General features: G+C 72.3%; 18 protein-coding genes. 17 read left to right on the forward strand and 1 reads right to left on the reverse strand.

All coding sequences use genetic code 11. The features are described 5' to 3' along the window. The first annotated feature begins 78 nt into the window (after window positions 1-78). The 17 genes from ACQEUR_RS21665 to dapB all read left to right on the forward strand — a co-directional run bounded on the left by ACQEUR_RS21665 (window position 79) and on the right by dapB (window position 17032). Complete coding sequence (locus tag ACQEUR_RS21665; protein ID WP_433034210.1) at window positions 79-372, forward strand: DUF503 domain-containing protein; 294 nt, start codon at window positions 79-81, stop codon at window positions 370-372. Window positions 373-533: 161 nt separating this feature from the next. Next, a complete protein-coding gene (rbfA, locus tag ACQEUR_RS21670; protein ID WP_433034213.1) occupies window positions 534-1028 on the forward strand; it encodes a 30S ribosome-binding factor RbfA in 495 nt (164 codons plus the stop codon). Next, window positions 1025-2095 carry a DHH family phosphoesterase gene (locus ACQEUR_RS21675; RefSeq protein WP_433034216.1) on the forward strand — a complete coding sequence of 357 codons (1071 nt, stop codon included), beginning with the start codon at window positions 1025-1027 and terminating at the stop codon, window positions 2093-2095. The genes rbfA and ACQEUR_RS21675 overlap by 4 nt, the downstream gene beginning before the upstream one ends. 99 nt (window positions 2096-2194) lie before the next feature. Continuing rightward, window positions 2195-2602 (forward strand): hypothetical protein, encoded by a 408-nt coding sequence (locus tag ACQEUR_RS21680; RefSeq protein WP_433034219.1) that lies wholly within the window; start codon window positions 2195-2197, stop codon window positions 2600-2602. Further along, window positions 2602-2811: a DUF6186 family protein gene (locus tag ACQEUR_RS21685; protein WP_433034274.1), complete on the forward strand. Its 210-nt coding sequence runs from the start codon at window positions 2602-2604 to the stop codon at window positions 2809-2811. The genes ACQEUR_RS21680 and ACQEUR_RS21685 overlap by 1 nt, the downstream gene beginning before the upstream one ends. A 542-nt stretch (window positions 2812-3353) precedes the next feature. Further along, window positions 3354-3716, forward strand: a complete 363-nt coding sequence (locus ACQEUR_RS21690; protein ID WP_433034222.1) for a hypothetical protein — start codon at window positions 3354-3356, stop codon at window positions 3714-3716. Window positions 3717-3749: 33 nt separating this feature from the next. Further along, complete coding sequence (locus ACQEUR_RS21695) at window positions 3750-4685, forward strand: hypothetical protein (protein ID WP_433034225.1); 936 nt, start codon at window positions 3750-3752, stop codon at window positions 4683-4685. Between the two features lie 18 nt (window positions 4686-4703). Next, window positions 4704-5204 (forward strand): hypothetical protein, encoded by a 501-nt coding sequence (locus ACQEUR_RS21700; RefSeq protein ID WP_433034227.1) that lies wholly within the window; start codon window positions 4704-4706, stop codon window positions 5202-5204. 42 nt (window positions 5205-5246) lie between these two features. Further along, the gene (locus tag ACQEUR_RS21705) at window positions 5247-6143 is read left to right on the forward strand and encodes a hypothetical protein (protein ID WP_433034229.1); all 897 of its coding nucleotides are present in this window, start codon (window positions 5247-5249) and stop codon (window positions 6141-6143) included. Window positions 6144-6430: 287 nt separating this feature from the next. Further along, entirely contained in the window at window positions 6431-7762 is a 1332-nt protein-coding gene (locus ACQEUR_RS21710; RefSeq protein WP_433034231.1) for an MATE family efflux transporter, read from the forward strand. Window positions 7763-7824: 62 nt separating this feature from the next. After that, window positions 7825-9276 (forward strand): argininosuccinate synthase, encoded by a 1452-nt coding sequence (gene argG, locus ACQEUR_RS21715; RefSeq protein WP_433034233.1) that lies wholly within the window; start codon window positions 7825-7827, stop codon window positions 9274-9276. 151 nt (window positions 9277-9427) lie between these two features. Beyond that, the gene (gene truB, locus ACQEUR_RS21720; protein ID WP_433034235.1) at window positions 9428-10312 is read left to right on the forward strand and encodes a tRNA pseudouridine(55) synthase TruB; all 885 of its coding nucleotides are present in this window, start codon (window positions 9428-9430) and stop codon (window positions 10310-10312) included. Between the two features lie 161 nt (window positions 10313-10473). Next, on the forward strand, window positions 10474-11439 hold the full coding sequence (locus ACQEUR_RS21725) for a bifunctional riboflavin kinase/FAD synthetase (RefSeq protein ID WP_433034276.1): 966 nt from the start codon (window positions 10474-10476) through the stop codon (window positions 11437-11439). Window positions 11440-11633: 194 nt separating this feature from the next. After that, entirely contained in the window at window positions 11634-11903 is a 270-nt protein-coding gene (rpsO, locus tag ACQEUR_RS21730; RefSeq protein ID WP_433034236.1) for a 30S ribosomal protein S15, read from the forward strand. A 299-nt stretch (window positions 11904-12202) separates the two neighbouring features. Continuing rightward, window positions 12203-14602 (forward strand): polyribonucleotide nucleotidyltransferase, encoded by a 2400-nt coding sequence (locus ACQEUR_RS21735; protein ID WP_433034237.1) that lies wholly within the window; start codon window positions 12203-12205, stop codon window positions 14600-14602. Window positions 14603-14804: 202 nt separating this feature from the next. After that, window positions 14805-16112 (forward strand): M16 family metallopeptidase, encoded by a 1308-nt coding sequence (locus ACQEUR_RS21740; RefSeq protein ID WP_433034238.1) that lies wholly within the window; start codon window positions 14805-14807, stop codon window positions 16110-16112. Window positions 16113-16294: 182 nt separating this feature from the next. Next, complete coding sequence (gene dapB / locus ACQEUR_RS21745) at window positions 16295-17032, forward strand: 4-hydroxy-tetrahydrodipicolinate reductase (RefSeq protein ID WP_433034278.1); 738 nt, start codon at window positions 16295-16297, stop codon at window positions 17030-17032. Between the two features lie 72 nt (window positions 17033-17104). On the opposite strand, the gene ACQEUR_RS21750 is transcribed toward dapB, so the two are convergent. Further along, entirely contained in the window at window positions 17105-17701 is a 597-nt protein-coding gene (locus ACQEUR_RS21750) for an N-acetyltransferase family protein (RefSeq protein ID WP_433034239.1), read from the reverse strand. Window positions 17702-17724: the final 23 nt, after the last annotated feature.

The following is a 17724-nucleotide window of genomic DNA, read 5'->3' on the forward strand; positions in this document are numbered from 1 at the left end:
GCACCCGCGCCGGGTGGCCGGTTCCGGCCGGCGGAAACCCGATGATCGGGACCGGTGCCGTGGCGTACCCTTCCCGGCGTGTACACCGGAACCGCCGTCTTCGACCTGCTGCTGCCCGGCGACTCCCGCTCGCTGAAGGCCAAGAGATCGTACGTACGTCCCATCGTGGCGGCGCTGCGCCGGTTCGAGGTCTCCGCGGCCGAGGTCGGCGCCCTCGACCTGCACGGCCGGGCCCAGATCGCCGTCGCGGTGGTCGCCTCCGAGGCCGCTCACGTCGGCGAGGTGCTGGACGCCTGCGAGCGTTCGGTGGCCGGCCGCCCCGAGGTGGAGTTGCTCTCCGTACGGCGTCGACTGCACGGCGCGGATGACTGAGGGTAACCGTCGGCGGGGTCGCGACAAGTGGCGCGGCTGACGGCGACGGTGGGCGCACGGGCGCCCGGCGCGCAGGTAGTGTTCAGCAGGTCGGCCGGTCCGGCCGCGGCGCGTGGCGTCGCCGGTCCGGCCCGGAAGCAGGATGCCGTGGAGGTGCGGAGATGACGGACCCGGCCAAGGTGCGCCGGCACGCCGAGCGCGTGCGGGAGCTGGTGGCTTCGGTGGTGCGTACCCAGATCAAGGATCCCCGGCTCGGCATGATCACTATCACCGACGCGCGGATCACCGGAGACCTTCGGGACGCCACGGTCTTCTACACGGTGCTCGGTGACGCCTCCGAGCAGGCCTCCACCGCCGCCGCGCTGGAGAGTGCGAACGGGCTGCTGCGCAGCACCGTCGGCAAGGCCCTCGGCCTGCGCCACTCGCCGACGCTGACCTTCGTGATGGACAACGTGCAGGACCAGGTCAAGCACATCGACGACCTGCTGGTGGCGGCCCGCAACGCCGACGCCGAGGTGCAGCGGCTGGCGGCCCAGGCGGAGTACGCCGGCGAGCCGCAGCCGTACAAGGTCGACGAGGACTCGGACGAGGAGCCGGACGAGGACTCAGACGACGAGGCCGTACCGCCGGCCGGTGAACCCGGGGACCGACGGTGACCGGGGGCACCAACGGGGCGCTGCTGGCCGAGGCGCAGCCCACGGCCGAGCAGCCCACCGAGGCGGAGTGGGCCGCGGCGGTGGCGGCGCTCACCCGGCTGCCGGCCGACGGGCGGGTGCTGTTGATCTGCCACGTCAACCCGGACGGCGACGCCCTGGGCAGCATGCTCGGCTTCGGGCTGGGCCTGCGCCGGCTCGGCGTACGGCAGCTGCAGGCGACCTTCCCGGGGCGGCCGGAGCTGCCGGAGCCGTTCCGGGCCATGCCCGGGCTCGACCTGCTGGTGCCGGCCACCGAGGCGTATCCGGACCCGGACCTGGTGATCTGCTTCGACGTCGCGGCGGTGTCCCGGCTCGGCGCGCTGGTCGATCGGCTGGACCGGGCCGGTGCCGCGCTGGTGCTGGACCACCACGCCTCGAACACCCGGTTCGGCGGGATCCATCTGGTGGACCCGCACGCGGCGGCGACCTCGGTGGTGGTGGAGAAGCTGCTCACCCGGCTCGGCGTGCCGCTGGACCAGGAGATCGCCGAGTGCCTCTACATCGCGCTGGCAACCGACACCGGCTCGTTCCGGTTCGACATGACCACTCCGGCGGTGCACGAGATGGCGGCCCGCCTGCTGGCGACCGGCATCCGGCCCGGGGAGATCTCCCGGCGCATCTTCGACAGCCGGCCGTTCGGCGCGGTCCGGCTCTACGGTGACGTGCTGGGCCGTACCCAGCTCGAACCGGCGGCGGCGGGCGGCCGGGGGCTGGTCTGGACGTACGCCACTCTGGAGGATCTGGCCCGGCACGGGCAGCGCCCGTACACGCTGGAGCCGCTGATCGACTCGGTGCGCTGCACGGTGGAGGCCGATGTGAGCTGCGTGCTCAAGCAGGTCGCCGAGGGGGAGTGGGCGGTCTCGATGCGCAGCAAGGGCGCGACCGACGTGAGCCGGGTGGCGGTGGCGCTCGGCGGGGGCGGGCACCGGTTGGCAGCCGGCTTCACCGCGTACGGCGCGGTCGGCGACGTCGCGGAGGCCATCCGCGCGGAGCTGTCCCGGCCCGGCCTGGAGCTGAGCGGGTCCTGAGCCTCCCGCCCGGTGCGGCCGGGCGGGGACCGCGAGATCGGTGACCACCCGGCGGCGTCGGAGCTTTCCGCTTCGGGGTGCCGCAGGGACAATTGCCCGATGGAACAGCAACCGGAGCTCTCCGCCGATGTGCCCCGGGCCTGGGACCGACCGGTCGTCACGGTTCCGATCCTCGCGTTTCTCTCCGTGGTGGGCGGCCAGTTGCCGTCCTTCTCCACCCAGGCCAACCTCTACACCATCGGTACGGGTGGTGCGCTGGTCTGGTTGGGCCTCTCCAGCCGGATGCCCCGGCGACCCGTGCCGCAGCGGCTCGGCTCGGGCGCGATCTGGTGGCTGCTGCCGGTGACCGTCTTCGGGGTCTTCGAGGCGAGCACCTTCATGCTCGGCTCCTCGGACGACTATCCGACCTTCTCCAAGCTCGCCGATCCACTGCTGGAGGACAGCCTCGCCCGCTCGGCCGGGTACTTCGCGTGGCTCTCCGCGTTCTGGGTGCTGGTGCGCCGATGATGCGGGCACTGGCGATCGGCGGGTTCACCTCGGCCCTGCTCCTGCTCGTCGCGGTGGAGTGGGCGGCCCGGCGCGAAGGGTCCCGGATCCCGACCTTCGGCGACGTCTGCGCGTACGTGATGCGCTACGAGGTGGGCCCGGTCCCGGTGGGGCGGATTGCCCTGTTCGGCTTCTGGTGGTGGATGGGCTGGCACTTCTTCGCCCGCTGACCTGGGATCCCGCGATCGTACCGTCTCGTATCGCGGGATCCCGGCACAGGATGTGGACCTGAACGATAGCTTGGGTAAAGGAACTGAACGATAGCTAGGGTCGTGACGACGCCAGCCCACCCAAGTTGGCGCATCGAGCACGACCGTCACGCCTCCAGGGTCAACCGACCCGGGCTCACGCTGTCCCGGCCGCTTCCGCCCGGCAACCCCGGACCACGGCCGAGGGCGATCAGCAGGACCCGTCGCGAGGGGCCGCGTCCGCGGCGCCATGCGCCCTGGAAGGAGCCACCACCATGGCCAGCAAGCCGAGCAAGCCGAAGCCCGAGAACACCGACGAGGCCCGCGAGCAGGCCCGCCGCGCGTTGCAGATCTCGATGGACACCCGCCAGTAGCCCTCGCACGCCCTCGCCGGCCGACCATCCGATGTGGGCGGTACTGCCGCTCGCGATGATGCGGTACAGTCCCCGCTGATCGAGAGGTCGACGGCATAGGCGGACATCGCAGGCGCGTCCCGCCCGGCCGTCGGTGACGGGGAGGGTGCGATGCCGAACGGCGGGGTTGATCTCGGGGCGGACCTGTACGACCTGTGGAAGGCGGGCAAGGACAACCTTCCGTCGGTGGCCGGTGAATACACCGCGGCGAGCAACGCGGTGGGCAGCATCGCATCCGGGGTGAGCGGTGCCTTCATGCGCCCGGCCCAGTTCGGCGGCACGCACGGCCCGGCGTACGCGGCCTGGTCGAGCCTGCGCAACGAGCTGGAGTCCATCCTGGAGCAGACCGCGACGAACCTGACCCAGACCGGCCAAGCGCTCTGCCTGGCCGCTACCCGGTACGCCGCCTCCGACAGCGCCGCCGACGCCGAGTTCAAACGCCTGCGGCGGGAGAACGGGGAGCCGCATGCGTAGGGCGGCGGGCGCAGGGGTGCGGGGAGGCGTGCGATGAGCTTCGAGCAGTTGATGGAGCACGCCCACGCGCTGCAGCAGAAGGCCATCGAAAAAGAGGTCAAGCAGTTCAAGGACGCGGTGGAGTCCGAAGGCCAGGGCAACATGGACCGCTACGTCGAGGATCAGCGCCAGCGCAGCACCCAGACGTACGCGGGGGTGCCGGGGATCTTCCAGCCGTTCACCGAGATGCCCAAACCGGAAACCTTCGACGGCATGATCAATCACTTGGCCACGGTGATGCGCAAGCTGTCCAAGGGCCAGTCCGAGGACGCGATCAACGGACAGCTGTACCCCGCCAACTCCACGCTGGACGAGCTCAGCGGCGCGGGGGCCTGGCTGGCGAACTGGACCGGCGAGGCCGCGAGCGAGTTCAAGGCGAACTTCGTCGACAAGTTCCCGTCGGTGGTCGCAAACCAGTTCCTGCTGGCCAGCGTGCTCAAGGGGGCACTGGAGGCGGAGCGGGAGATCTGGGTCAGGGCCCGCGCCGACATCGACAAGATCGCTCACGACGGCCTGGAGGCGCTGGAGGGAGCGGGCGGCTGCGGCCGGAACGACTGGAAGATGAGGTTCACCGTCGTCGCCGCGGTTGTCGCACTCGCGGCGGTACCGGTCACCGGAGGGGCCTCACTGCTGGCGATCACCGCGGTCGGCTCGGCGGCCTCGGTCGCCGCCGAAGCCTCCGCCGACCCGCCGCCGGAGATGCGGTTCAGCGGCGAGAGCGCGTACGCGGTGATCCAGCAGGTGAGTGAGGCCGCCACCAAGCTGGTCGAGTACATCAACCAGCAGGAGCAGAAGATCGCGGTCGCGATGAAGAGCGCGCAGAGCGTCGTCGGCGCGAGCCGGAGTTCCTTCGTCTCCGCACGGCCGCAGCTCGCCGAGGCCGACGCGCGCAACGTGACCAGCGGCGACTACATGGGCTACTCGCGCTGACGCAGGGGAGTTGACATCGTGAGCGTTCTCGCGGAGCGGCTCGACAACATGTACGTCCGCGTCGCGTCGCCGGCCGGCAACATCGTCGCCGAGCTCTCCGGGCGTACCGACGTGCGGCTGTCGTTCTCGGCGGAGAGCTACCGCTACCTCAACGAGCGGGAGCTGGAACGGCAGCTGGTTGGTCTCGGCAAGCTGCTCTGGGCCGCCCGGACGCGGGAGTACTACGCGGCGGTCAGCGAGGCGTTCGGCGAGACGGTCACCGGGGAACCGCCTCCCATCGGCCCACGGGACGTGGAGTTCCACGAGGCCCGGGACGAGCTGGTCGCCGAGGGCCGCTCCGACGGCACGATCCAGGTCTCCGTGCGGGGCATGCAGGTCTGGACGGTACGGATCGCCGACGGCACGGTGCGGCGACTGACCGAGCAGGAGTTCGCCGCCCGGGTCCAGGAGGCGGCCGGCCAGCTGATCCGGGACCAGTTCAGGAAGATCGGGCTGCTGAAGGCCAAGATCTACGGTTGAGCGGCGGCCACGTGTCCGCAGAGTCCGAGGAGTGAAGCCACGATGGAGTCCAGCGGTCCCGAGCCACGGCGTCGGCCCCTCCGGCTGGCGCTGATCGGTGGCGTCGCGGTCGTGGTGCTGGCGGCGGTCGCCGGTGCGGTGGTGCTTGCCCGGGGCGACGACTCGCCCACGGAGGAGGCCCCGTGTGCCGCGCTGCCCAGCACGCCGCCGCCGGGCGTGGACGCGCCGGGCGGGCAGGCGCCGGGCGGCGGCGGCCTGCGGGTGGTGGAGTCGGGTTTCACGCCGGTCGCCGGGAACGGCGACGACAAGCCGTACGTGAGCCTGGGCGCGGTGCTGGAGAACACCAGTACCCGGGTGGCCCATCGGACGCTGGTCAGCTTCCGGCCGGTCGACGGGCGGGATGCTCCCGTCGCCACCCCGGGGAACCTGCTCACCCAGCAGATTCCGGTGATCCTGCCGGGGCAGCGGGTGGTGGTCGGCGGTGCGACCTACCTTTTGGAGGACGCCGCGGGCCGGCCCGCCACGGTTGCCCGGTTCCACCTCGACCTCGGGTCGACCCGGTGGGTCACCCGGGACGACGGGGACCTGATGTTCGCCGAACTCACCGCGCGGCACCAGCGAACCGAGCGTTTCGCGGAGGCCACGGACACCGGGACCGTTCACTACACCGTTGATTCCGGCTACTGCCGGCAGATCAGCTCGCACGGCGTCGGGGTGGTGTTTCGGAACAGCGCCGGCGTGATCGTGGGCGGCAGCTTCCAGACCGGCGGCTCGGTCCGGTGCCGTCCGGGGACCAGCGAGGAGTCCGTCGACCCGATGATGGGGATTCCGCCGGAGATCGACGACAGCCGGACCGAGGCGTACCCGTACTGTGACCCCGTGCCGGGCGGCGCGGTGGACCCGACCGCCTCGGGCGCGCCGGTCAACTACGGGCGGTAGCGCCCGGGCGAGAACCGCCCACGGGCAGACTTCCGGCGCCGGCAGGACGGCTTCCGCCCCGTGCTCGGCTGCCCCGCCCCGTATCGCTCAGCCGTGATCGCGAAGACTTTGGCACCCGTGGGCGAGCAGAATTCTTCGCGATCACGGGCGTCCGGGCCAGCCCGGTCGCGCGCCTTGGGCCGCGCGATTCGGTCGCCTCCGTGCTTCGCCGGGCATCGGCTCGGGCGTCGTCTGTAAGTCCGAGACAACCTTGCGATCACCCGCCTGACGTGTCAGGATCGCCCGCGATGAGCGCCTTAGCCGAACAGCCGCCGCAGTCCGCCGCCTCCGCCCGGCGGATCGCCGGGCTGGCCCTGCCCGCCCTGGTGGTGCTCGCCGCCGAACCGCTCTACGTGCTGGTCGACACCGCCGTGCTGGGGCACCTCGGCGCGGTACCGCTCGGCGCGCTCGCCGTCGGCGGGCCGGTGATGACCCTGGTCGTCTGGATCGGCACCGTCACCGCGTACGGCACCACGGGGCGGGCGGCCCGCCGGTTCGGGCACGGCGAGCGGGCGGCCGCGGTGGCCGAGGGCGTCCAGGCGTCCTGGCTCGCCCTCGCCGCCGGTGTGCTGCTGGCGGTCGCCATGCAGTTCGCGGCCGGCCCGCTGGCGCGTACCGTCGCGGGAGACGCCTCCGCCGAGGTGGCCGACGGCGCGGCACTCTGGCTGCGGGTCGCGGCCATCGGCGCCCCCGGCCTGCTGCTGGCGGCGGCGGGCAACGGCTGGATGCGGGGGGTCCAGGACACCCGACGACCGCTCTGGTTCGTGCTCGGGCCCAACCTGCTCTCCGCCGCGCTCTGCCCGCTGCTGGTCTATCCGGCCGGCCTCGGCCTGGTCGGCTCGGCGATCGCCAACGCGGTGGCCCAGACCCTCTGCGGGCTGCTCTTCGCCGGTGCGCTGGTCGCCGAGCGGGTGCCGCTGGCCCCGCACCCCCGGGTGATCGGCCGGCAGCTCGTGCTCAGCCGCGACCTGCTGATCCGTGGGGCGGCCTTCCAGGCCAGCTTCCTGTCGGCGACCGCGGTGGCGGCCCGGTTCGGCGTCGCCGCCGTCGGCGCCCACCAGATCGCGCTGCAACTCTGGTTCTTCACCGCGCTGATGCTCGACGCGCTGGCCATCGCCGCCCAGTCACTGGTCGGCGCGGCCCTCGGTGCCGGTGACGCGGCGGGCGCCCGGCTGCTGGCCCGGCGGATCGCCCTGTTCGGTGGTGTCTGCGGGATCGCCTTCGGCATCCTGATCGGCGCCGGTGCCGGGATCATCCCGTCCTGGTTCAGCGCCGACCCGCAGGTACGCGAGCAGGCCATGGTGGCCTGGCCGTGGTTCGCCGCCATGCAGCCGCTGGCCGGCGTCGTCTTCGCCCTGGACGGCGTGCTGATCGGCGCGGGTGACGTGCGGTACCTGCGCGACCTCACCGTGGTGAGCGCGCTCGGGGCCTTCCTGCCGGCGATCTGGCTCACCTATGTGCTCGACGCCGGGCTGGGCGGCATCTGGGCCGGGCTGACCCTCTTCGTGGTGGCCCGGCTGGTCGGGCTGCTGCTGCGGATGCGCTCCGGCCGCTGGGCGGTGCTCGGCGCGACCCGCTGAGATGCCCGAGATGATGATTCGGGCTTGCATGACCATTCAGTGTTCCGCATATACTCTTGGTCGTGTCCAAGGTTCTCACCTCCCTGCCTGTCGGTGAACGTGTCGGAATCGCCTTCTCCGGGGGCCTCGACACCTCCGTAGCGGTCGCCTGGATGCGCGACAGGGGCGCCGTGCCGTGTACGTACACCGCCGAGATCGGCCAGTACGACGAGCCGGACATCGGCTCCGTGCCGGGCCGCGCGATGGCGTACGGCGCGGAGGTCGCCCGACTGGTCGACTGCCGGGCGGCGCTCGTGGAGGAGGGACTGGCGGCCCTGGCCTGCGGCGCGTTCCACATCCGCTCGGGTGGCCGTACCTACTTCAACACCACCCCGCTCGGCCGGGCGGTCACCGGCACCCTCCTGGTCCGCGCGATGCTCGACGACGGGGTACAGATCTGGGGGGACGGCTCCACCTTCAAGGGCAACGACATCGAGCGGTTCTACCGGTACGGCCTGCTCGCCAACCCGTCGCTGCGGATCTACAAGCCGTGGCTGGACGCCGACTTCGTCGGTGAACTGGGCGGACGCCGGGAGATGTCGGAGTGGCTGCTCGCCCACGGCCTGCCCTACCGGGACAGCGTCGAGCGGGCCTACTCGACCGACGCGAACATCTGGGGTGCGACGCACGAGGCCAAGGCGCTGGAGCACCTCGACGCCGGCATCGAGATCGTCGACCCGATCATGGGCGTACGGTTCTGGGACCCGGCGGTCGAGATCGATCCCGAGGACGTCGCGATCGGTTTCGAACAGGGCCGCCCGGTGACGATCAACGGCAAGGAGTTCGCCTCCGCCGTCGACCTGGTGCTGGAGGCGAACGCCATCGGCGGCCGGCACGGCCTGGGGATGTCCGACCAGATCGAGAACCGGGTCATCGAGGCCAAGAGCCGGGGCATCTACGAGGCGCCGGGAATGGCGCTGCTGCACGCGGCGTACGAGCGGTTGGTCAACGCGATCCACAACGAGGACACCCTGGCCAGCTACCACACCGAGGGGCGGAAGCTGGGCCGGCTGCTCTACGAGGGCCGCTGGCTGGACCCGCAGGCGTTGATGCTGCGCGAGTCGTTGCAGCGCTGGGTCGGCACGGCGGTCACCGGCGAGGTGACCCTGCGGCTGCGGCGCGGCGAGGACTACTCGGTCCTGGACACGTCCGGGCCGGCGTTCAGCTACCACCCGGACAAGCTCTCGATGGAGCGCACCGAGGACTCCGCCTTCGGCCCGGTCGACCGGATCGGCCAGCTCACCATGCGCAACCTGGACATCGCCGACTCGCGCGCCAAGCTCGAACAGTACGCCCGGGTCGGCATGGTCGGCGGCACCCCGCACCCGGCGCTGCTCGGTGCGGCCCGGTCGACGTCGACCGGGCTGATCGGCGCGATGCCGGAGGGTGGAGCCGAGGCGATCGCCTCCCGTGGTGAGGTCTCCCGCGCCGATGAGCTGCTCGACCACGCGGCGATGGAGGCCGGCACCGACTGACCGGGCCGGGTCGTGCTGCGGTGGTCGCCGCAATCCCGTTGCTGCCCGGCGGCACCGCGGGCCGGGCATCCCGCCGGCAGGACAGCCGGCCGGACGCCACCGGCCGAGGCGCCCGAGAGCCGGCGTCGGGCATCTGGCACCCTTGGCAGTCGTGAGCGTGGACGGTCTGATCGTGGTCGACAAGCCCGGCGGCATGACGTCGCACGACGTCGTGGCCCGGATCCGCCGCCTGGCCCGGACCCGGCGGGTCGGGCACGGCGGCACCCTCGACCCGATGGCGACCGGCGTGCTGGTGATCGGGGTCGGCCGGGCCACCCGGCTGCTGACGTACGTGATCGGTGCGGGCAAGAGCTACACCGCGACGATCCGGCTCGGCCAGGCCACCGTCACCGACGACGCCGAGGGCGAGGTGGTCGCCACCGCCTCGGCCGCCGAGGTGACCGACGAGGCGGTCCGGGCCGGCCTGGTCCCGCTGACCGGCGAGATCGACCAGGTGCCGAGCGCGGTCAGCGCGATCAAGATCGACGGCCAGCGGGCCTACAAGCGGGTACGCGACGGCGAGACCGTCACCCTGGCCGCGCGCCGGGTGACCGTGTCCCGCCTCGACGTGCTCGCCGTCCGGCGTGACGCACCCGATCTCGTCGACGTGGACGTGACGGTGGACTGCTCGTCCGGGACGTACATCCGGGCGCTGGCCCGGGACCTCGGCGTTGCGCTCGGGGTCGGGGGGCACCTCACCGCGCTGCGGCGTACCGCCGTGGGTGGGTTCACCATCGCGGAGGCGCTCACCCTGCCGGAGCTGGAGGAACGGGCACCGGACGTGGTGAACCTGCCGGTCGAGGACGCCGCCCGCCGGTTCTTCCCGCAGCGGGAGGCGGACGCCCGGGAGGCGAAGGTCCTCTCGCACGGGGGCCCCCTGGACCCGGCCGGCATCGTCGGCCCGTACGCGGTCTTCGACCCGGCGGGTGGGCTGGTCGCTATCGTCAGCGAGCGGGACGGCCGGGCCCGGGCGGAGATCGTGCTCGCGCCGGCCTGACCGAGGTGGAGCCGGCCCACCCGGAGCGGCTCGGACGGGTCGAGGAGCGGTTCGGGCGGCGCTGGAGCGGTGCGGCGCGGCTGGAGTGGTGCGGCTGGAGCGGTGCGGCGCGGCTGGAGTGGTTCGGGCGGTGCGGGAGCGGTTCGGGAGGAAAGGGCAGCATGCAGCGGTGGCGGGGGTACCACGGGGCGCCGGTCGGCTGGGGGCGGTCGGTGGTCACCATCGGCGTCTTCGACGGCGTCCACAGGGGACACCAGGCGATCATCGGACACGCTGTGAAGCGGGCCCGGGACCTCGGCGTGCAGTCGGTCGTGGTCACCTTCGACCCGCACCCGGCCGAGGTGGTACGCCCGGGATCGCATCCGGCGGTGCTGACGGAGCCGGCCCGCAAGGCGGAGCTGATCGAGGCGCTCGGGGTGGACGTGCTCTGCGTGGTCCCGTTCACCGCCGAGTTCTCCCGGCTCTCGCCCGAGGCGTTCGTGCACGACGTACTGGTCGAGCAGTTGCACGCGGCGCTGGTGGTGGTGGGGGAGAACTTCCGGTTCGGGCACCGGGCCGGGGGCGACGTCGCGTTGCTGGAGCGGCTCGGCCGTACCTTCGGGTTCGGCGTCGAGGAGGCACCACTGGTCGCCGTCGACGACACCGTCTTCTCGTCGACGTACATCCGGGCCTGCGCGGCGGCCGGTGACGTGACCGCGGCGACCGCGGCCCTGGGCCGGCCGCACCGGTTGGAGGGCGTGGTGGTCCGGGGCGACCAGCGCGGCCGGGAGATCGGGTTCCCGACCGCCAACCTGCTCTGCCACCGCTACGCCGCGGTGCCGGCGGACGGGATCTACGCCGCCTGGCTGGTCCGGCGGGCCGGCGGGGCGGACCAGCCGCCGGCCCGGCTTCCCGCCGCCGTGTCGATCGGGACGAACCCGACATTCTCCGGACGTGAGCGCCGGGTCGAGGCGTACGTCCTGGACTTCTCGGGTGATCTCTACGGCGAGCGCGTCGCGCTGGACTTCGTCGCGTACCTGCGCCCGATGCAGCAGTTCGACGGCGTCGAGCCGCTGGTGGCGCAGATCGCCGAGGACGTCGCGCAGACCCGGCGGGTGCTCGACCTGGGGTCACCGGACCCGCTCTGACCAGGGCGTCCGCCCCGGAGGGCGGATGCCGGCGCGCCCTTGGCTCGGCCGCGCCCCGCCGGGCTGGTAACCTGACCGGGACGTCGGGTTACCGGCGTGGCCCCGCGTGCCTGCACGACGCCGCGGGTGCGGGGCCCTCCACGCCCGGTCCTCGGGCGGTGGATGGCAGAGACAACCCACGGAAACAGGGAGAAATGGCGCTCGACCAGGAAGCCAAGAGCAAGATCCGGCAGGAGTACGCGACCGCCGAGGGTGACACCGGGTCCCCCGAGGTGCAGGTCGCGGTGCTCACCAAGCGGATCGCCGAACTCACCGAGCACCTGAAGGTGCACAAGCACGACCACCACAGCCGTCGTGGTCTGCTGCTGCTGGTCGGCCGCCGCCGTCGGCTGCTCAACTACATGCAGAAGAAGGACATCAGCCGCTACCGGACGCTCATCGAGCGGCTCGGCCTGCGGCGGTGACCTGAGCGGGGGAGCGGCCGTCCCCGGTGCCGCCGCCGAGTGCGCACGCACCGGCGGACAGCCGCTCCACCCGCCTCGTCGCCACCAACACTGGGGCCAGCGCGACCACCCGATGGGGAGCCGGTCGACGCACCGGTCCTCGGTAGTGGCCCCCGGGCCGGCCGGCATCCGCCGGCGCCCCGGGCGCTTCGATCGAAGACCGGCCGTCTGAGCAGCTTCTCCGGCCGCGGTCGCACGCCGGGACCCACCGGCGTGCAGGGCAGTCGCGGGGCCCCCGATCGAAGGAGCGCTACCGCACCATGACCGAAACGTCCAACACGAACAACCCCAACCTCGGCGGCGAGCACCGCACCGCCCTGATCGACAACGGGTCCTTCGGCACCCGTGAGATCACCTTCTCGACCGGGCGCCTCGCCAAGCAGGCCGCCGGTTCCGTCATCGCCCAGCTCGGCGAGACGGTCGTCCTCTCCACGACCACGGCGGGCAAGCACCCGAAGGAGCAGTTCGACTTCTTCCCGCTCACCGTCGACGTCGAGGAGCGGATGTACGCCGCGGGCCGGATCCCCGGCTCGTTCTTCCGCCGCGAGGGCCGGCCCAGCGAGGACGCCATCCTCACCTGCCGGCTGATCGACCGGCCGCTGCGCCCCTCCTTCGTCAAGGGGCTGCGCAACGAGGTGCAGGTCGTCGAGACCGTCCTCGCGCTCGACCCGAAGCACCCGTACGACGTGGTGGCGATCAACGCCGCGTCGCTCTCCACCAAGCTCTCCGGCCTGCCGTTCTCCGGCCCCATCGGGGCGACCCGGATGGCGCACGTGGACGGGCAGTGGGTCGCCTTCCCGACCCACGAGGAGATGGCCCGGGCCACCTTCGACATGGTGGTCGCCGGCCGGGCCCTGCCCGACGGTGACGTCGCGATCATGATGGTCGAGGCGGAGGCCACCGAGCACACCGTCGCGCTGGTCGCCGGTGGCGCGCCCGCGCCGACCGAGGAGGTCGTGGCGAGCGGGCTGGAGGCCGCCAAGCCGGCCATCCGGGAGCTCTGCCGGGCGCAGAGCGAGCTGGCCGAGGTCGCAGCCAAGCCGGTCGCCGAGTTCCCGGTCTTCCTCGACTACGCCGACGACGCCTACGAGGCGGTCGCCGGTGCGGCACGCGGGGAGGTCACCGAGGCCATCAAGATCGCCGGCAAGGCGGATCGCGAGGAGGCGCTGGACCGGATCAAGGAACGGGTCGTCGCGCAGTTCGCCGGCGACTTCGAGGGCCGCGAGAAGGAGATCAGCGCGGCGTTCCGCTCGCTGACGAAGTCCGAGGTGCGGGCCCGGGTGCTGCGTGAGCAGGTCCGGATGGACGGCCGCGGCCTGCGGGACATCCGCCCGCTGACCGCCGAGATCGCGGTCCTGCCCCGGGTGCACGGGTCGGCGCTCTTCGAGCGCGGCGAGACCCAGATCCTCGGCGTCACCACGCTCAACATGCTCCGGATGGAGCAGGCGCTGGACACCCTCTCCCCGGAGAAGACCAAGCGCTACATGCACAACTACAACTTCCCGCCGTACTCGACCGGTGAGACCGGCCGGGTCGGTGCGCCGAAGCGGCGGGAGATCGGGCACGGTGCGCTGGCCGAGCGGGCGCTGATTCCGGTGCTGCCCGCCCGCGAGGAGTTCCCGTACGCGATCCGCCAGGTCTCCGAGGCGCTCGGTTCGAACGGCTCCACCTCGATGGGTTCGGTCTGCGCCTCGTCGCTCTCGCTGCTCTCCGCCGGTGTGCCGCTCAAGGCGCCGGTCGCCGGCATCGCGATGGGCCTGATCTCCGACGAGGTCGACGGCAAGACCCAGTACGTGACGCTGACCGACATCCTCGGTGCCGAGGACGCCTTCGGCGACATGGACTTCAAGGTCGCCGGCACCCGGGACTTCGTCACCGCGCTGCAGCTCGACACCAAGCTCAACGGCATCCCGTCCGACGTGCTGGCCGCCGCGCTGCAGCAGGCGTACGAGGCCCGGCAGGTCATCCTGGGCGTGATGCAGGAGGCGATCGAGGCTCCGGCGACGATGTCGGACTACGCCCCGCGGGTCACCACGGTGCGGATCCCGGTCGACAAGATCGGCATGGTGATCGGCCCGAAGGGGCAGACCATCAACGCCATCCAGGACGAGACCGGCGCCGAGATCTCGATCGAGGACGACGGCACGATCTACGTCGGCGCGACCAACGGCCCGTCGGCCGAGGCCGCCGTCGAGCGGATCAACGCGATCGCCAACCCGACGCTGCCCAAGATCGGCGACAAGTTCCTCGGCACGGTGGTCAAGACCGCCGCGTTCGGCGCGTTCATCTCGCTGCTGCCCGGTCGCGACGGCCTGCTGCACATCTCCAAGGTGGGCGACGGCAAGCGGGTCGAGCGGGTCGAGGACTTCCTGAACGTCGGCGACCGGGTCGAGGTACAGATCGCCGACATCGACGCGCGCGGCAAGATCTACCTGGACAAGGCGCGCCCCGAGGGCGAGGAGGCCCCGGCGCAGCCGGCCGGGGGCGAGCGGCCGGCCGGCCGGGACCGGGGCGACCGTGGTCCGCGGGACCGTGGCGACCGGGACCGCAATGACCGTGGCCCGGCCCGTGGCGACGCCGCGACCGGTGAGGGTGGCGGCGAAGGTGGCGGCGGCGAGGGTGGCGGCGGCGAGCGCCGTCGCCGCAACCGGCACAGCTGACCTTCCGCGTACGCGCCGGCCCGCCAGCACTGGCCGGGCCGGCGCGTCCGCATTCATCGCATCGATCGACCGGGCGTCCGGTCGAGTCAGGAGCCAGGGTTCCTTGAGCAGGGCTGAGCACGGTCCCGTGAGCAGTGTCCCGCCGGGCCGGGCCGGGCGGTCGTCGGGCGCGTCGGCCGGCGCTGCGGGAGCCTCCCGGGCGGTGACCCGGGTACTGGCCGCCGACCCGCTGGGCGGCACCGTCCGCCGTACCGTGCTGCCGAGTGGCCTGCGGGTGCTCACCGAGGCGATCCCGACCACCCGCAGCGTCTCCTTCGGCGTCTGGGTGGCGGTCGGTTCCCGCGACGAGACCGGGCCGCAGGCCGGGGTGTCGCACTTCCTGGAGCACCTGCTCTTCAAGGGCACCAACAAGCGCAGCGCGCTGGACATCTCGGCCCAGATCGAGGCGGTGGGCGGCGAGACGAACGCCTTCACCACCAAGGAATACACCTGCTACTACGCCCGGGTGCTCGACCAGGACCTGCCGTTGGCCGTGGACGTGATGTGCGACCTGGTCGCCGACTCCGTCCTCGACCCGGCCGACGTGGAGACCGAGCGTGGGGTGATCCTCGAAGAGATCGCCATGCACGACGACGAGCCCGGCGACGAGGTGCACGACCTGCTCGCCCGCGCCGTCCACGGAGACCATCCGCTGGGCCGGCTCATCTCCGGCACCGAGGAGACGGTCTCGCCGATGTCGCGGCGGCAGATCCAGACCTTCTACCGGCGCCGCTACACGCCGCCGGCGATCGTGATCGCGGCGGCCGGCAACCTGGACCACGCCGAGGTGGTCAAGCTGGTCCGCAAGGCCGTGGCCGGCACCCCGCTGGACACCGAGCCCGCCGCGCCGGCTCCGCTGCGCCCGACCGTCCCAGGGGTACGGCCGCAGCCGGCCCGGACGCTGGTGGAGCAGAAGGAGACCGAGCAGGCGCACGTCGTTCTCGGCTGCCCCGGCATCGGGCGGCTCGACGAGCGGCGCTTCGCCCTCGGCGTACTCAACAACGTGCTGGGTGGCGGCATGTCCAGCCGGCTGTTCCAGGAGATCCGGGAACGGCGCGGCCTGGCGTACTCGGTCTACTCCTACTCCAGCCAGTACGCCGACAGCGGGCTCTTCGCGGTCTACGCCGGCTGTGCCCCGGGCAAGGTGGACGAGGTGCTGAAGCTGATCCGCGCCGAGCTGGCCGAGGTGGCCGCCCACGGCGTCACCGAGGCCGAGCTGGAGCGGGGCCGGGGAATGGCGAAGGGCTCGTACGTGCTCGGCCTGGAGGACAGCGGATCCCGGATGAGCCGGCTGGCCAAGGGGGAACTCCTCTTCGGCGACCTGCTTCCGGTCGACGAACTGCTGGCCCGGATCGACGCGGTCACCGCCGACGAGGTCAACGCCCTGGCGGCCGACCTGCTCGCCCGGCCGATGTCGCTGGCCGTGGTCGGACCGTTCGGAAAGGGCGACTTCCCCGCCCACGCCGACTGAGCCACCCGGCCGGGGCGGCGCCGCGCCGACCGGGGGTGCCGGTCCTGGTCGGGCGCGGGGTGCCCTCGGCACCCGCTGAGGCACTCGGCCGGGTATGGGATAGGTTGTGCCGCGTGAGCGACGAGCGTGAACCGCAGGCCGGATCGTCCACCCCGTCGTCGGGCCGGCCCTCCGGTGAGCCGCTGCGGGTCGGCGTGCTGGGCGCCCGGGGTCGGATGGGCGTCGAGGTGTGCCGCGCGGTGGATGCCGCCGACGACCTCGAACTGGTGGCGATGATCGACCAGGGTGACTGGCTCTTCAACGCCTCGGACGCCGGCGCCGAGGTGATCGTCGACTTCACCACCCCGGACATCGTGATGGACAACCTGCACTGGTGCGTCGACCAGGGCATCAACGTGGTGGTCGGCACCAGCGGCTTCACCGAGCAGCGGTTGGACCGGGTGCGTACCTGGCTGTCGCACAAGCCCGGCGTCGGCGTGGTGATCGCCCCCAACTTCGGCATCGGGGCGGTGCTGATGATGCAGTTCGCGGCGCGGGCGGCCCGGTTCTTCGAGTCGGTGGAGATCGTCGAGCAGCACCATCCGAAGAAGCTCGACGCGCCCAGCGGCACCGCCGCGCACACCGCCCGGTTGATCGCGCAGGCCCGGGCCGAGGTCGGCCGGGGTTCCGGCCCGGACGCCACCACGGACGAGGTGCCGGGTGCCCGGGGCGCCGACATCGACGGGGTACGGGTGCACTCGGTCCGCGCCGCCGGTCTGGTCGCGCACCAGGAGGTGCTCTTCGGCACCGCCGGTGAGACGCTGACCATCCGGCACGACTCGTACGACCGGGCGTCCTTCATGCCCGGGGTGCTGCTGGCGGTCCGGTCGGTGCCGCACCGTCCGGGGCTCACCGTCGGCATCGACGCCCTGCTCGACTGAGCGCGCCCTGCTCGACTGAGCGGTTAGGAAGGGGCCCTTCCTATCGTTTTTTGTATAGGAAGGGCCCCTTCCTTACACCTCGGGGTCCGGGGTGATCGAGACGTGCAGGCGGAGCTGGGGGACCAGCAGGTCGTCCACGTCCAACGCCCGGGCCGCCCCGTCGGGCTCCCAGCCGGCGCCGGCGAGAAACTTCCGGGTCGCCTCGTCGCCCTCGAAGGCCCAGGCCACGGCCGAGGTGAAGCCGTCGGAGCGCCACAGGTCGACGGCGGCGGCGAGCAGCCGGCTGCCGTGCCCCCGCCGCCCCCACCGGGGCTCGACCAGCAGGTCGGTCACGGCCGCGACCTCGGGTCCGAGGGCGGCTTCCGGCTCCTGGGGAGCGAGCGCCGCCTCGTCGGGGGGACCGGATGCCGCAAATCCCACTAGCTGCGCGCTTTCCCCCACCAGATACGATGATTCGGCCTGCTCGACGGCGACCAGAACGCGGTGCCGGTCGGAGGGGGGCGACTCGATCGCCGCGCTCCACCGCCGGCCGAACCAGGCCTCGTCGAGGTTGTCGAGCACGTGCTTGGGCAGCATCCGCCGGTACGCGACCCGCCAGGTCGCGAGCTGGATGCGTGCGATCTCGGCGGCGTCCTCGGGACGCGCCGGGCGGACGTACCCGAGAGCCATGAGTGGTGAGCCTACGCAAGCCG

The organism is Plantactinospora sp. CA-290183 (assembly GCF_050936375.1).
Taxonomy (GTDB): domain Bacteria; phylum Actinomycetota; class Actinomycetes; order Mycobacteriales; family Micromonosporaceae; genus Plantactinospora.

Coding starts and splice junctions, on each gene's coding strand:
- rbfA (WP_433034213.1), top strand. CDS start 534: ATGACGGACCCGGCCAAGGTGCGCCGGCACGCCGAGCGCGTGCGGGAG.
- ACQEUR_RS21680 (WP_433034219.1), top strand. CDS start 2,195: ATGGAACAGCAACCGGAGCTCTCCGCCGATGTGCCCCGGGCCTGGGAC.
- ACQEUR_RS21685 (WP_433034274.1), top strand. CDS start 2,602: ATGCGGGCACTGGCGATCGGCGGGTTCACCTCGGCCCTGCTCCTGCTC.
- ACQEUR_RS21690 (WP_433034222.1), top strand. CDS start 3,354: ATGCCGAACGGCGGGGTTGATCTCGGGGCGGACCTGTACGACCTGTGG.
- ACQEUR_RS21695 (WP_433034225.1), top strand. CDS start 3,750: ATGAGCTTCGAGCAGTTGATGGAGCACGCCCACGCGCTGCAGCAGAAG.
- ACQEUR_RS21705 (WP_433034229.1), top strand. CDS start 5,247: ATGGAGTCCAGCGGTCCCGAGCCACGGCGTCGGCCCCTCCGGCTGGCG.
- ACQEUR_RS21710 (WP_433034231.1), top strand. CDS start 6,431: ATGAGCGCCTTAGCCGAACAGCCGCCGCAGTCCGCCGCCTCCGCCCGG.
- ACQEUR_RS21725 (WP_433034276.1), top strand. CDS start 10,474: ATGCAGCGGTGGCGGGGGTACCACGGGGCGCCGGTCGGCTGGGGGCGG.
- rpsO (WP_433034236.1), top strand. CDS start 11,634: ATGGCGCTCGACCAGGAAGCCAAGAGCAAGATCCGGCAGGAGTACGCG.
- ACQEUR_RS21735 (WP_433034237.1), top strand. CDS start 12,203: ATGACCGAAACGTCCAACACGAACAACCCCAACCTCGGCGGCGAGCAC.
- ACQEUR_RS21750 (WP_433034239.1), bottom strand. CDS start 17,701: ATGGCTCTCGGGTACGTCCGCCCGGCGCGTCCCGAGGACGCCGCCGAG.